The 13,456-nt window shown below is 56.0% G+C and carries 12 protein-coding genes; 11 read left to right on the top strand and 1 reads right to left on the bottom strand.

The annotated features are described in order from the left end of the window. Window positions 1–120 precede the first annotated feature (120 nt). Together rpsA and AC3B5Q_RS19300 are read left to right on the top strand one after the other, a co-directional pair. Window positions 121–1,797 carry a 30S ribosomal protein S1 gene (gene rpsA / locus AC3B5Q_RS19305; RefSeq protein WP_003252673.1) on the top strand — a complete coding sequence of 559 codons (1,677 nt, stop codon included), beginning with the start codon at window positions 121–123 and terminating at the stop codon, window positions 1,795–1,797. A gap of 7 nt (window positions 1,798–1,804) precedes the next feature. Next, window positions 1,805–2,011, top strand: coding sequence for a hypothetical protein (locus AC3B5Q_RS19300; protein ID WP_488392715.1), 207 nt, complete (start codon window positions 1,805–1,807; stop codon window positions 2,009–2,011). Between the two features lie 362 nt (window positions 2,012–2,373). On the opposite strand, the gene AC3B5Q_RS19295 is transcribed toward AC3B5Q_RS19300, so the two are convergent. Continuing rightward, window positions 2,374–2,829: an REP-associated tyrosine transposase gene (locus AC3B5Q_RS19295; protein WP_021784961.1), complete on the bottom strand. Its 456-nt coding sequence runs from the start codon at window positions 2,827–2,829 to the stop codon at window positions 2,374–2,376. Window positions 2,830–3,879: 1,050 nt separating this feature from the next. On the opposite strand from AC3B5Q_RS19295, the gene ihfB reads away from it, so the two are divergent. The 9 genes from ihfB (at window position 3,880) to rfbD (ending at window position 13,455) form a co-directional block, all read left to right on the top strand. Next, window positions 3,880–4,176: an integration host factor subunit beta gene (gene ihfB, locus AC3B5Q_RS19290; RefSeq protein WP_003252675.1), complete on the top strand. Its 297-nt coding sequence runs from the start codon at window positions 3,880–3,882 to the stop codon at window positions 4,174–4,176. 19 nt (window positions 4,177–4,195) lie between these two features. Then, entirely contained in the window at window positions 4,196–4,459 is a 264-nt protein-coding gene (locus AC3B5Q_RS19285) for a lipopolysaccharide assembly protein LapA domain-containing protein (RefSeq protein WP_028697046.1), read from the top strand. A 102-nt stretch (window positions 4,460–4,561) separates the two neighbouring features. Then, window positions 4,562–5,986, top strand: a complete 1,425-nt coding sequence (locus AC3B5Q_RS19280) for an MBL fold metallo-hydrolase RNA specificity domain-containing protein (RefSeq protein ID WP_330508414.1) — start codon at window positions 4,562–4,564, stop codon at window positions 5,984–5,986. Window positions 5,987–6,185: 199 nt separating this feature from the next. Then, on the top strand, window positions 6,186–7,229 hold the full coding sequence (locus tag AC3B5Q_RS19275; protein WP_330508413.1) for an LPS O-antigen chain length determinant protein WzzB: 1,044 nt from the start codon (window positions 6,186–6,188) through the stop codon (window positions 7,227–7,229). Window positions 7,230–7,416: 187 nt separating this feature from the next. Beyond that, window positions 7,417–8,748, top strand: coding sequence for a Wzz/FepE/Etk N-terminal domain-containing protein (locus tag AC3B5Q_RS19270; protein ID WP_330508412.1), 1,332 nt, complete (start codon window positions 7,417–7,419; stop codon window positions 8,746–8,748). A 242-nt stretch (window positions 8,749–8,990) separates the two neighbouring features. Continuing rightward, entirely contained in the window at window positions 8,991–10,109 is a 1,119-nt protein-coding gene (gene wecB, locus AC3B5Q_RS19265; protein WP_330509469.1) for a non-hydrolyzing UDP-N-acetylglucosamine 2-epimerase, read from the top strand. A 75-nt stretch (window positions 10,110–10,184) separates the two neighbouring features. After that, window positions 10,185–11,453, top strand: a complete 1,269-nt coding sequence (gene wecC, locus AC3B5Q_RS19260; protein ID WP_330508411.1) for a UDP-N-acetyl-D-mannosamine dehydrogenase — start codon at window positions 10,185–10,187, stop codon at window positions 11,451–11,453. Further along, complete coding sequence (rfbB, locus tag AC3B5Q_RS19255) at window positions 11,450–12,568, top strand: dTDP-glucose 4,6-dehydratase (protein ID WP_330508409.1); 1,119 nt, start codon at window positions 11,450–11,452, stop codon at window positions 12,566–12,568. The genes wecC and rfbB overlap by 4 nt, the downstream gene beginning before the upstream one ends. Next, window positions 12,565–13,455 carry a dTDP-4-dehydrorhamnose reductase gene (gene rfbD, locus AC3B5Q_RS19250; RefSeq protein ID WP_330508408.1) on the top strand — a complete coding sequence of 297 codons (891 nt, stop codon included), beginning with the start codon at window positions 12,565–12,567 and terminating at the stop codon, window positions 13,453–13,455. The genes rfbB and rfbD overlap by 4 nt, the downstream gene beginning before the upstream one ends. Window position 13,456: the final 1 nt, after the last annotated feature.

Below are 13,456 nucleotides of genomic sequence, written 5' to 3'. Positions count from 1 at the left end.
CAGGAAAGCAGGCAGGGGCACCAGTCAACGTCCTGCCGGCTTTCCTTTACTTAAAACGAACCCACATTGTCTGGAATGTGGTTATGGGCGTTTGTTTCGCCCGAATCTACAGGAATTAAAATGAGCGAAAGCTTTGCAGAACTCTTTGAAGAAAGCCTGAAAACCCTCAATCTTCAGCCGGGTGCGATCATCACCGGTATCGTTGTCGACATCGACGGCGACTGGGTTACCGTACACGCTGGCCTGAAGTCCGAGGGCGTCATCCCGCTCGAGCAGTTCTACAACGAAGCTGGCGAGCTGACCATCAAGGTCGGTGACGAAGTTCACGTTGCGCTGGACGCGGTCGAAGACGGCTTTGGCGAAACCAAGCTGTCCCGTGAAAAAGCCAAGCGCGCCGAGTGCTGGATTGTTCTGGAAGCAGCTTTCGCCGCCGAAGAAGTGGTCAAGGGCGTTATCAACGGTAAGGTTAAGGGCGGCTTCACTGTCGACGTTAACGGCATCCGTGCGTTCCTGCCGGGCTCCCTGGTTGATGTCCGCCCAGTGCGCGACACCACCCACCTGGAAGGCAAAGAGCTGGAATTCAAGGTCATCAAGCTGGACCAGAAGCGCAACAACGTTGTCGTTTCCCGTCGCAGCGTGCTGGAAGCCGAGAACTCCGCCGAGCGCGAAGCCCTGCTGGAAACCCTGCAGGAAGGCCAGCAAGTCAAAGGTATCGTCAAGAACCTCACCGACTACGGCGCATTCGTGGACCTGGGCGGTATCGACGGCCTGCTGCACATCACCGACATGGCCTGGAAGCGCATCAAGCACCCATCGGAAATCGTTAACGTTGGCGACGAAGTCGACGTACGCGTTCTGAAGTTCGACCGTGAGCGCAACCGCGTTTCGCTGGGTCTGAAGCAGATGGGCGAAGATCCGTGGGTAGCTATCACTGCCCGTTACCCAGAAGGTACTCGCGTACAGGCTCGCGTTACCAACCTGACCGACTACGGCTGCTTCGCTGAGCTGGAAGAAGGCGTTGAAGGTCTGGTACACGTTTCCGAAATGGACTGGACCAACAAGAACATCCACCCGTCGAAAGTCGTTCAGGTTGGCGACGAAGTGGAAGTCATGGTTCTGGACATCGACGAAGAGCGTCGTCGTATCTCCCTGGGCATCAAGCAGTGCAAGTCCAACCCATGGGAAGACTTCTCCGGCCAGTTCAACAAGGGTGACAAGATCACCGGTACCATCAAGTCGATCACCGACTTCGGTATCTTCATTGGTCTGGACGGCGGCATCGACGGCCTGGTTCACCTGTCCGACATCTCCTGGAACGAAACCGGCGAAGAAGCCGTACGTCGTTTCAAGAAGGGCGACGAGCTGGAAACCGTCATCCTGTCGGTCGACCCAGAGCGCGAGCGCATTTCCCTGGGCATCAAGCAGCTGGAAGACGATCCGTTCTCCAACTTCGTTGCTGTCAATGACAAGGGCGCTATCGTCAAGGGCATCGTGAAAGAAGTTGACGCCAAAGGCGCCATCGTCACCCTGGCCGACGACATCGAAGCCACTCTGAAAGCTTCCGAAATCAGCCGTGACCGCGTTGAAGACGCGCGTAACGTTCTGAAGGAAGGCGAAGAGATCGAAGCCAAGATCATCAGCGTTGACCGCAAGTCCCGCGTTATCAGCCTGTCGATCAAATCGAAAGACGACGCTGAAGAGCGCGAAGCTATCCAGAGCCTGAAAAACGCTCCGGAAGCTGCTGCCGACACCACCATGGCTGCGCTGCTGCGCGAAGCAATGGCCAAGCAGAACTGAGTTCTGTTTGATCGGTAAAAAGGGCGACCCTCGGGTCGCCCTTTTTTTTTGCGTTTTTATTGGTGGGGTGGTGGTGGTGGTGGTGGTGGTGGTGGTGGTGGTGGTGGTGGTGGTGAGTGTTTGTCGTAAGGGTTGTGTCGCCAGTGAGATCGAGCGCCGCCCGCGCGGCGCATCGCGAGCTGCGCTCGCTCCTACGTTTGTTTCTGGCCAGTAACGCCTGTGACAGGCGCGCGCGACCGTCTTGTTTGTACGACGCAAGATCGCGCCAAGCGCCAAGGCGTTCGCGCACAAATCCCAAAGGAATGATTGGCCCGAAACAAACGTAGGAGCGAGCGCAGCTCGCGATGCGCCGCGCGGGCGGCGCTCGGTCTCCCGGGCGACGCCCATCTACCGCCATACCCTCAAGGCCACGCCGCCTGCTCGTACCACGCGATATCGAGCCATGCGCCAAGGCGTTCGCGCACAAATCCCACAGGAATGATTGGCCCGAAACAAACGTAGGAGCGAGCGCAGCTCGCGATGCGCCGCGCGGGCGGCGCTCGATCTCCCGGGTCGCGCATCTCTACCGTCATACCCTTAAAGCCACACCGCATCCCAATGTGGATAATCACCAACCGTGGCCACCAATCCTGCCCTTACCGGATTGGCAACGATGTATCTCGCAATCTTGAAAACGTCCTCGTCCCGGCGCAAGGCCCGGTCGTAATAACCTGCCTGCCACACCGGCTTCCCCTTTGCCCCGGCCTTGTGCAGTGCATTGCTGGACTGGCATTTGAAGCGCTGCATCAGTGTTCCAAGTGTCACTTCTTTCAGTTCAATCAGCCAATGCACGTGGTCTGGCATCACGACCCAGGTCAGTGATCGGCAGTGGTGTTGTTCTTCTGCGTAACGAAGGTTCTGAATGACCAATCGTGCAAAGCGGAGGTCGTGAAACAAAGGGCGGCGTAGGTGGGTAACGGTAGTCAGCATGTAGAGCCTGCCTGGCACCGAGCATCTTGCGCGGCGAAGCCTGCAGCCATGAGGGTTGGGCATTGCGTTCATCCTTGAGCGAATAGGTGCTCGATTAGCGTAGCCAGCCTGTGCAGGAGTCGATCCGATAGAGATTTGCAGCATGTAAATGCGCGCCAAAGCGGCCGCCTGAACCATGACATGCGCCAAAACGCTCGCGCGCAACGCCCCCAGGAATAACTGGCCCGAAACAAACGTAGGAGCGAGCGCAGCTCGCGATGCGCCGCGCGGGCGGCGCTCGGTCACCCAGGCGACGCCCATCTACCGCCATACCCTCAAGGCCACGCCCGCCTGCTTGTGCCACGCGATATCGAGCCATGCGCCAAGGCGTTCGCGCACAAATCCCACAGGAATGATTGGCCCGAAACAAACGTAGGAGCGAGCGCAGCTCGCGATGCGCCGCGCGGGCGGCGCTCGGTCTCCCAGGCGACGCCCATCTACCGCCATCCCCTCAAGGCCACGCCGCCTGGCATGACATTGCGCAATGACCGGGGGTGTTTGCCGTGGGTTTTATGGTGTTGCAGATACCGAGCGCCGCCCGCGCGGCGCATCGCGAGCTGCGCTCGCTCCTACGTTTGTTTCTGGCCAGTAACGCCTGTGACAGGCGCGCGCGACCGCCTTGTTTGCACGACGCGATATCGAGCCATGCGCCAAGGCGTTCGCGCACAAATCTCACAGGAATGATTGGCCCGAAACAAACGTAGGAGCGAGCGCAGCTCGCGATGCGCCGCGCGGGCGGCGCTCGATCTCCCAGGCGACGCCCCTCTACCGCCATACAGGCGGCGCTCGATCTCCCAGGCGACGCCCCTCTACCGCCATACAGGCGGCGCTCGATCTCCCAGGTAACGCCCCTCTACCGCCATACAGGCCAAGCCCCCTACCGCCATCCCCTCGGGCTCTCCGTGGTTGCCGCCCCGCCACCAATCATGCCAACCCCCGCCAGCTAGACCATTCCTGTAAAACTTCAATCTTGAATTTTTTTATTAAGTCAAGAACCACCCTGTTCAAATCCCTCCCAGCGTGCTACAAACTGGTTAAGCAATGATCTAGCTGCTTGATAACGAAGGGAAAAATATGACGAAGTCGGAGCTGATCGAACGTATTGTCACCCATCAGGGGCTGCTCTCGTCCAAGGACGTGGAGCTGGCCATCAAGACCATGCTTGAACAGATGTCACAATGCCTGGCTACCGGCGATCGCATCGAGATCCGCGGTTTTGGCAGCTTCTCGCTGCACTATCGCGCTCCACGCGTAGGCCGTAACCCCAAGACCGGCCAGTCGGTCAGCCTCGAAGGCAAGTTCGTGCCGCACTTCAAACCCGGCAAGGAACTGCGCGACCGCGTCAATGAAGAAGACGAGGCCGAAGCCTGATCAATCAAGGAGCAATCTGATGCGTAACCTCAAGCGCGCCCTGGTGGCGGTGTTCGTGCTGCTGTTGGCGGCTGTGGTGCTGTTCTTCGTGCTGGAGAACCAGCAAGCCGTGTCGCTGGTCCTGTTTGGCTGGGTCGCGCCAGAGGTGCCAGTAGCCGTGCTGGTGCTGGCTGCCTTGGTCATCGGCTTGGCAGTCGGGCCATTGCTGGGTGCCTACGGCGTGCAGCGCAGCAAGCGCAAGATCAGGGCTTCAGCCCGTGAGGCGGCACTGAGCGGTAACTAAGGTAATTTCCTACGCCCACTTGGGAAAGTCTCACCTATGCCTGCAATGGCCGTCATGGAGTAATAACGCACTTCATTTTCGGCCCAGGCGAGTGTGCGCAGCATGGAATATCCCGTCCTTTCCCATCACGGTGGCACTCGCGGCGTCACCGGCTCCTGCCATCAACTGCACCTCGATCCGTCCACCAGCCTGCTGATCGACTGCGGCCTGGAGCAGGGCATCGATGCCGCGCCGGGTGCAGCATCGGCGCCGCTCGGCTTCGACGTGCAGGGCATTCAGGCGCTGGTTATCACTCATGTGCATCTCGACCACGTCGGCCGCATCCCGGCACTGCTGGCTGCCGGCTATCGTGGCCCTATCCTGTGCAGCGAGCCGTCTGCCCGGCTACTGCCATTGGTGCTGGAAGATGCCTACAAGTTGACTGTCAGCAGCGAACCCGCCCATGTGGCGAGGTATCTGGAGTTCATCCGCGACCTGATCGTGCCCTTGCCTTTCGAGCAGTGGCATACCCTGGTCGAGCACCCCGGTCTCAATTGCCGCATTCGCCTGCAGCGGGCCGGGCATCTGCTGGGTTCGGCCTATGTCGAATGCGATGTGGTGCGCGCACAAGCCGGCCTCCGCTACGTGTTCTCCGGTGACCTGGGCGCTTGTGGCAACCCCTTGCTACGCCCCGTGCAGCCCCCGGAACGGGCCGATGTACTGGTACTTGAAAGCACCTATGGCGACCGCCTGCACCCGCCTGCGGGCGACCGTCAGCAGCGGCTGGAAGCAGCTATCGACCGCGCACTGGCCGACCAGGGCACACTGCTGATTCCGGCCTTCAGCCTCGGTCGCACCCAGGAATTACTGTACGAGCTCGAAGGCATTCTTCACCGCAAGGCCTTGCTGAACAAAGCCGGCCCGGCCCCCGATGGCGACCCGCTCGACTGGTCGCAACTGCCCATCATCCTCGATTCGCCCCTGGCCCAGCGCATTACCGGTGTATACCGGGAGCTGCACGACTACTGGAATGCCGAAGCACGGGCGCGCCTTGCCGAAGGGCGCGACCCGCTCGGTTTCAGCCAGCTTATAAGTGTGGACTCCCACGCCCGCCACCAGCAGGTGGTCAATTACCTGAAGAGCACCGGGCGGCCGGCAATTGTCATTGCCGGCAATGGCATGTGCTCGGGTGGGCGCATCGTCAATTATCTCAAGGCCATGCTGGGGGATCCGCGGCACGAGGTGATGTTTGTCGGTTACCAGGCCAAGGGGACCCCGGGCGCGGTGATACAGGCGAGTGAAGGGGCGGAAGGGTTTGTGCGGATTGATCTGGATGGGCAGATGTATGAGATCCGGGCGAAGGTGATGACCTTGGGCGGCTACTCGGGGCATGCGGATCAGGCGCAACTGGTGAGGTTTGCCATGAGCTGCAAGGCGCGGCGGGTGGTGCTGGTGCATGGTGAGGATCGGACAAAGCATATTCTTATGAGCGCTTTGGTATCCGAATTTGAATCTGTAGGTCATTATGCCAAGGTTGAGGCACCTTAGTGCATCATTTTGGCCACTGGTCGGTTCAATAGGAACTAAACAGGTCGAGGTGTCTCTACAACCGATTAATACCTATGCTTGGGGTTGAGCAGGTTTGCAAAGGCCTGTAGCGCTTCGGTGAGCTTGGGGAAGCCCTGGCCCCCTTGATGGGGTTTCAGAGTGCATAGGTCGCCAGTTGGGTTGGAGGAAGATCGAGGCAATGCAAAACAGATATGAAGGCCTGGGTGGTGATGAGGTTAGTCTTTTTGAGTTGATTCAAGGGGCATGGGGGCAGAAGGTTTGGATGGCTGCCGTGGCGATTTCCGTCATGGTTGCAGGCTTGGCGTATGTTTTGATGGCCAAGCCAGTCTATGAGGCGAAGCTCTATGTGCAGCCACCTGCGCAGACGGATATTGCGAAACTGAACGATGGCAGAGGAGGGGAGACTGGCCTTGGTGTCTGGCATGTCAAGGATGTTTACGAGATCTTCTTGAGGAGCCTACAGTCCGAAGCGGTTCGCAGTCAGTTTTTTCGTACTGTGTACTTGCCGAGCCTTCCTGAAGACAGGCGTAATAATTCCTGGGACCTGTTGTACGGCGACTATGCGCGCGATGTTAGCGTGGCAGTCGCCGCAAAGGACTCGCCTAACCGCTTCGTGATCAAGGTTGATGTCGGTAATCCTGAACAAGCAGTGCAATGGGCGGCTCGGTATGTGGAGTTGGCAGCAGCTCGCGCTAAGCGAGAGGTGCTCAACAACAATCAGAGCGATATGCTGGTCAAGGCCGATAATATCAAGCGGCAGATTGCGAGGGCGAGAGCTACTGCTCGAGAAGAGCGTGAGGACACAATCGTCAGGCTGAGAGAGGCGTTGGTTGTGGCAAAAGCGATTGGGCTGAAGAAGCCACCTCTGATTTCGGGCACGTTATCTGCTGAAGTGTCTGCCGGCATGGCGGGAAGTTTGAGCTATATGCGCGGAAGTGACGCCCTGGAAGCTGAGATCGCGAACCTTGAGGCTCGAACCTCCGATGATCCTTTCATCAGTGGCTTGAGGCGAATGCAGCAGCAAATGGAGCAGTACCGTACTCTGCAGGTTGGCGCCGATGTGATCTCTGTCTACCAGCAGGATGGAGTCGTAGATCAGCCGGAGACACCGATCAGGCCGAAAAAGCTTTTCGTTCTGGTTTTGACGGTCCTGTTTGCCCTTGTTCTAGGGGTGTTCGTTGGGGTGGCGCGGGGTTATTGGTTACGGATCCATCAGCGCTGAGCGCTGGGCTTGCTTGTCTGAATGCCATTGTGCAGGAAGGGCCTTTTGCTGGGGTGGGGAAAATGCGAGAATGGCTGCCCACCGTACGACAGGGATAGCACTGATGGGTAAATGGTTGAGGTAGCCAGTTCAGAGCGAAAGTCATTCCTGTCCCGGCTGATCTACCTCTAGCAGACAGGCTTGTGACGTGACCAATTTTTCGCATGGTACCTACCCAGCAATTCAGGACGAATTCGATCTTTTCCGTGTATCCAAGGAGCTATGGCGTCGTCGAGCAATGGTAGTGGCCATAGCCTTGGTTGTCGCCTCACTAGGTGCCGCATACGCTTTTTTGGCCAAGCCAGAATATGAGGTCAGAACTGTTTTGCGTCCTGCTGCATTGAATGATCTGGATGCCTTGAATCGCTCAGGGGTCTATACACTGCCTCCAGGTGCGGCACTCGTTCGTGTTGGTGCAGCGTTGGACTCTTACGATAATCGGCTTAGTTATTTCCGCTCCCAGTCAAAGTTAGTCGATGCTTACGCGGAAGTTGGTGAGACTGCAGAGCAGGCGTTTGCTAGATTTAATGACTCTTTCAAGCTCGTTCAGCCAGATCCAAAAAAGGCGGATCTTCTTTCGGCTTTCATTGGCTTGAATCTGAGGTATGAAAAAGGTCTCGATGGGGCTTCCGTTCTTAATAACTTCGTTTCGTTCGCGGTTGAGCGGGAGCGAGTGCAGCTCGCCGAAGACTTGAAGGGTATTATTTCGAATAGACTTCGGGAGATTGAATTAAAGATTCAAGCGGCAGTAGCAAAATACGATGCCAATAAAGAAAGTCGCATAGCCAAGCTTAACGAGAAAGACTCGATCAAGCGTGCGCGTCTGCAGGATGAGCTCAAGGCGCTTCGGGTAGAGTTGAAGCTCCGGCGAGAAGCCCGCTTGGCTAGTCTCAACGAATCGATTTCCATCGCACGAAATTTGGGTCTGAGGAAACCCGCTACTCCTTCCTCGATGTCTGAAGAGGCAGCGGGTGGCTCCAATATTGTGCGAACTGAAGTCAATACCCAGCAGGTGCCGCTCTATTTCATGGGCTACGATGTGCTAGAGGCGGAGCGCGATGTGCTGCGCAAGCGGTCGTCTGATGACTTTACCGAGCCACGCGTTGCGAAAATTCGTAAAGAACTGTTGATGCTCGCCTCCAATCGTGAAGTGGAAATGCTCTTGGCGCGTGAAAATGAAATGCTTTTTCTTGAAGGCATTGAGGGTTTGCGGGCTGAGCGGGCGCGATTGAATAATATCAATACAGATCTAAGCCAGCTGCGTTTGGTGAGCGTGGATCAATATGCCGCGACTCCATCGAGCCCACTGAAACCCCGCAAAACTCTTATCATCGGCCTTTCGCTTTTCGCGGGCTTGATATTGGGAGTCTTTGTCGCGCTCTTGAAGGGGCTGGTCAAAGCTCGGAAGCGCCATGCAGAGAGAGCCAAAATTGCAGTTGGCATTGGTCGGCAGGAGACTCCGGCGTTAATTGTTGAGTAGTGTGGTATGTTGTGTCCGAAGTCATGGATGTTGCCATGAAATTTGAGTTATACCATGGCATGGCGATAGGTCTTTGGCTTTTGAGTATGCAGGTCAAGATGGTTTTTTCTAAACCTGTTTGACTGTTCGGGCGACAGGAGGCTGGGAAAGGCATCGGGCTCACTGATTTACCCTCGGTGTAGACCCGGCCCCTGTGCCAAACGCGTTAATGCTGGCGTGTATCATGCTTGGAGTTTGTAGTCGTGAGAACATTATGTGTGTTTGGTACCCGTCCCGAAGCGATCAAGATGGCGCCACTGGCGCTGGCGCTTACGGCCGACTCCCGATTTGAAGCCAAGGTGTGCGTAACTGGTCAGCACCGGGAAATGCTTGACCAGGTACTGGGGCTTTTCGGTATCGAGCCGGATTTCGATCTCAACATCATGAAGGCAGGTCAAGACCTGACCGATGTCACTGTTGCGATATTGCAAGGCCTGAAGGGGGTGTTCAGGCAATTTCGTCCCGATGTCGTTCTGGTTCATGGTGATACGGCGACTACCTTCGCTGCTACTCTGGCTGCTTATTACCAGCAAATTCCCGTTGCGCACGTGGAGGCGGGGTTACGTACTGGCAACCTTTACTCGCCTTGGCCTGAGGAGGCTAACCGCAAGCTGACAGGGGCGCTCGCAAGGCTGCATTTCGCTCCCACAGAAACCTCAAGTGCCAACTTGCTGCGGGAGGGTGTAAGCGCTTCTGACATCATCGTCACAGGGAATACAGTGATTGATGCGCTTTTGGATGTGGTCGATCGACTGCAAACAGATGAGAAGCTGCGAGAAACCGCATCGGCGCCAACGGCTTTCCTCAATGCCGAGCGCAGAATGGTACTGGTCACGGGGCACCGGCGAGAAAGTTTCGGCGATGGTTTCGAGCGTATTTGCCAAGCGCTTTCTCAGGTTGCCAAACGCTACCCTGATGTCGAGATAGTATACCCGGTCCACCTCAACCCCAATGTGCGCGAGCCTGTTAACCGATTATTGAGCGGTATCGCCAATGTGCATTTGATCGAGCCGCTCGACTACTTGCCGTTTGTGCATTTGATGAGTCGCTCCTACATCATCCTCACGGACTCTGGGGGCATCCAGGAAGAAGCGCCCTCGCTCGGTAAGCCCGTGCTGGTGATGCGCGACACTACTGAGCGGCCGGAGGCCGTGGAAGCAGGCACTGTACGGTTAGTTGGTACCCAAGCGGAAGAGATTGTAGGTGCGCTCTGCCAGTTACTCGATGACGAGCAGGCTTACCAAGCGATGAGCTACGCCCATAACCCTTACGGGGATGGCGCTGCCAGTCAGCGTATAATTGAAGCACTGCTCAATATGTAATTGGTAGCGTCGCTTCGTGCCACCGTCGAGGCGATGTTGCGGACTATTAAAAGTGTCTGATTTATAAGGATTAACATGGCATTCGAAACTATTTCGGTAATCGGGCTCGGTTACATAGGGCTGCCGACCGCAGCGGTATTCGCTTCGCGGAAAAAGCGAGTTATCGGTGTCGATGTGAACCCGAAAGCTGTTGAAACGATTAATCAAGGTAAAATACATATTGTAGAACCGGATCTGGACATGGTGGTTCATGCAGCAGTAACCGAAGGTTACCTGCGAGCCACCGCCGAACCCGAGGTGGCGGATGCTTTTCTGATTGCTGTGCCCACGCCTTTCAAGGCTCATCACCAGCCTGACCTAGATTATATTGAGTCGGCATGTCGGGGGATCGCACCTGTACTCAAATCGGGTGACTTGGTCATTCTTGAGTCCACCTCGCCCGTTGGTGCTACCGAGCAAATGTCGGCATGGTTGGCCGAGGCCCGCCCGGACCTTACGTTCCCGCAGACCCATGGTGAGGCGTCTGACATCCGCATTGCGCATTGTCCTGAGCGCGTGTTGCCCGGCCATGTTCTGCGAGAGTTGGTTCAGAATGATCGGGTCATTGGCGGTATGACGCCAAAATGCTCTGAGGCAGCGGCGGCACTGTACCAGATTTTCGTCGAAGGCGAATGTGTCATCACGAATGCTCGCACCGCTGAAATGTGCAAACTGACCGAAAACAGTTTCCGCGATACCAATATTGCATTTGCGAATGAGCTGTCGATGATTTGCGACGAACTGGGGATCAACGTTTGGGAGTTGATTCGTCTTGCAAATCGCCATCCTAGGGTCAATATTCTGCAGCCTGGCCCTGGTGTCGGTGGTCATTGCATCGCTGTCGATCCGTGGTTCATCGTAAGCAAGACGCCTGAGCAGGCCCGGTTAATCCGTACTGCGCGCGAAGTCAACGATAGCAAACCGTTCTGGGTGCTTGATAAGGCAAAATTGGCGGTTGCCGAGTACCTGCAGGCCAACGCTGATAAAACCGCTAAAGACGTTACGATTGCTTGCTTGGGACTGGCATTTAAGCCTGATATCGATGACCTCCGAGAGAGCCCTGCGGTTTCGATTGTTCAGCATATCCAGCGGGCACATCCTGGTAAGGTCTTGGCAGTGGAGCCCAACATTACCGCGTTACCATCAAGTTTGGCTGCCGGGCTCGAACTGGTCGATATCGAGGACGCATTACAGCAAGCCGATATACTGATTCTTCTGGTAGACCATAAACAATTCAAGAATATCAAGCGCGATCGTGTTGATACGCTCAAAGTGGTCGATACGCGTGGGGTGTGGTCGGCATGAAAATCCTCGTGACTGGCGGTGCAGGTTTTATCGGTTCTGCGGTGATTCGGCATATCATCGATCACACTGAACATAGCGTGTGTAACGTAGACAAGCTGACCTACGCCGGTAATCTGGAATCTTTGGCCAGCGTCAGCAGTAACGAGCGGTACTGCTTTCGGCGCGTCGATATCTGTAACCGGGCAGCGTTGGCAGAGGTCGTTGAGGAGTTTCGGCCCGATGCCCTAATGCATCTGGCCGCAGAGTCACACGTCGATCGTTCTATCGAAGGTCCTGCTGCATTCATTGAGACCAATATAGTTGGCACGTACAACCTGTTGGAGGTTGCGCGTGAGTATTGGAATCAATTAGATAAAACAAAGAAGTCTGCATTCCGTTTCCATCATATCTCCACCGATGAGGTATATGGTGATTTGCATGATACTTCTTCGTTGTTTACCGAGGCGACGCCGTACGCGCCGAGTTCGCCTTACTCAGCAAGTAAGGCGAGTTCCGATCACTTGGTGCGTGCGTGGAAGCGCACATACGGCCTGCCCACGCTGATTACCAACTGTTCCAACAACTATGGTCCCTATCACTTCCCAGAGAAGCTTATCCCGCTGATCATTCTCAATGCCCTTCAGGGTAAGCCGTTGCCTGTTTACGGTAAAGGTGATCAGATTCGTGACTGGTTGTATGTGGAAGACCACGCCCGTGCACTCTATAAAGTACTGACCTGTGGCCAGGTAGGCGAGACCTACAATATCGGCGGTCATAACGAAAAGAAGAATATCGACGTTGTCAAGACGCTTTGCTCTATTCTTGATGAGTTGAGACCTTTGACTGGCATTAATACAGCCGCTTATGCGGCGATGCGTGCGTCAGGCCTTGAGGGGAAGGCCTATGAGGAGTTGATATCGCATGTAAAGGACCGACCTGGTCATGATCAGCGTTATGCAATCGATGCCTCGAAAATCGAGCGTGAGCTCGGCTGGAAACCCGAAGAAACATTCGAGTCAGGTATACGCAAAACCGTCCAATGGTACCTGGACAACCCTTCTTGGGTGGAGCACATCAAGAGCGGTGCTTATCAGTCTTGGCTCGATAAGCAATACGGCGACGGTTCGCAAGCATGAAAATCTTATTGTTGGGTAAAGACGGTCAGGTCGGCTGGGAGTTGAAACGCTCATTGCAGTGCCTGGGTCAAGTCGTTGCGCTTGGTAGGGAAGGGCAGGGGGCCTTTGTAGGTGATCTTGCTAATTTGCCAGGGTTACAGCGGACGCTAGAAGAGGTCAAGCCGGATTTTATCGTTAACGCTGCTGCCTATACCGCAGTGGATAAAGCAGAAACCGACCAGGCGCAAGCATTTCGTATCAATGCGGAAGCTGTAGGCGTCTTGGCCAATTACGCTGCGAAAAGCGGTTGCTGGCTGATCCATTACTCTACTGATTACGTGTTTTCAGGCGAGGGGCAAGCGCCGTGGGTAGAGCAAGACACGGTCTCACCGCTGAACGTTTATGGTCGTAGCAAGCTGGAGGGCGAGCGTGCCATCCAGCTTAGCGGCTGCAGTCACCTTATTTTCCGTACCAGTTGGGTGTACGGCACGCGTGGGAATAACTTTGCTAAGGTGATGTTACGCTTGGCGGCGGAAAGACAGAAGCTTCAGGTAGTGAGCGACCAAGTAGGTGCACCCACAGGCGCAGAGCTGATAGCCGATGTCACCGCTCATGCACTCAAGGCCGCAGCGGCCGGTTCCATCGATGGTGGAATTTATCATCTCGCGGCGGGTGGGGAGGTGAGCTGGCATGGGTATGCCAGCCACGTTATCAAGACTGCGCGTGCCCTTGGTATACAACTACAGGTCGAGACGGTAGAGGAAATTCCTAGCCGTGCTTATCCAACACCTGCCCAGCGGCCACTCAATTCACGTTTGGATACAAGTCGTCTGCAGGCGGCGCTCAAGATAAGGCTGCCTGAGTGGCAGGAGGGAGTTGATCGCATGCTGACCGAGATAAAGGATTAAT

The sequence above is a fragment of the Pseudomonas sp. D5(2026) genome (genome assembly GCF_057766845.1).
The sequence above is the reverse complement of the archived record's forward strand: the minus strand, read 5'-3'. Positions and strand labels throughout refer to the sequence as shown.

What these genes read in the sequence shown, in the direction of transcription:
- wecC (WP_330508411.1), top strand. Translation starts at nt 10,185, where the DNA reads ATGGCATTCGAAACTATTTCGGTAATCGGGCTCGGTTACATAGGGCTG.
- AC3B5Q_RS19285 (WP_028697046.1), top strand. Translation starts at nt 4,196, where the DNA reads ATGCGTAACCTCAAGCGCGCCCTGGTGGCGGTGTTCGTGCTGCTGTTG.
- ihfB (WP_003252675.1), top strand. Translation starts at nt 3,880, where the DNA reads ATGACGAAGTCGGAGCTGATCGAACGTATTGTCACCCATCAGGGGCTG.
- AC3B5Q_RS19280 (WP_330508414.1), top strand. Translation starts at nt 4,562, where the DNA reads ATGGAATATCCCGTCCTTTCCCATCACGGTGGCACTCGCGGCGTCACC.
- AC3B5Q_RS19295 (WP_021784961.1), bottom strand. Translation starts at nt 2,829, where the DNA reads ATGCCCAACCCTCATGGCTGCAGGCTTCGCCGCGCAAGATGCTCGGTG.
- AC3B5Q_RS19275 (WP_330508413.1), top strand. Translation starts at nt 6,186, where the DNA reads ATGCAAAACAGATATGAAGGCCTGGGTGGTGATGAGGTTAGTCTTTTT.
- rfbB (WP_330508409.1), top strand. Translation starts at nt 11,450, where the DNA reads ATGAAAATCCTCGTGACTGGCGGTGCAGGTTTTATCGGTTCTGCGGTG.
- rfbD (WP_330508408.1), top strand. Translation starts at nt 12,565, where the DNA reads ATGAAAATCTTATTGTTGGGTAAAGACGGTCAGGTCGGCTGGGAGTTG.
- rpsA (WP_003252673.1), top strand. Translation starts at nt 121, where the DNA reads ATGAGCGAAAGCTTTGCAGAACTCTTTGAAGAAAGCCTGAAAACCCTC.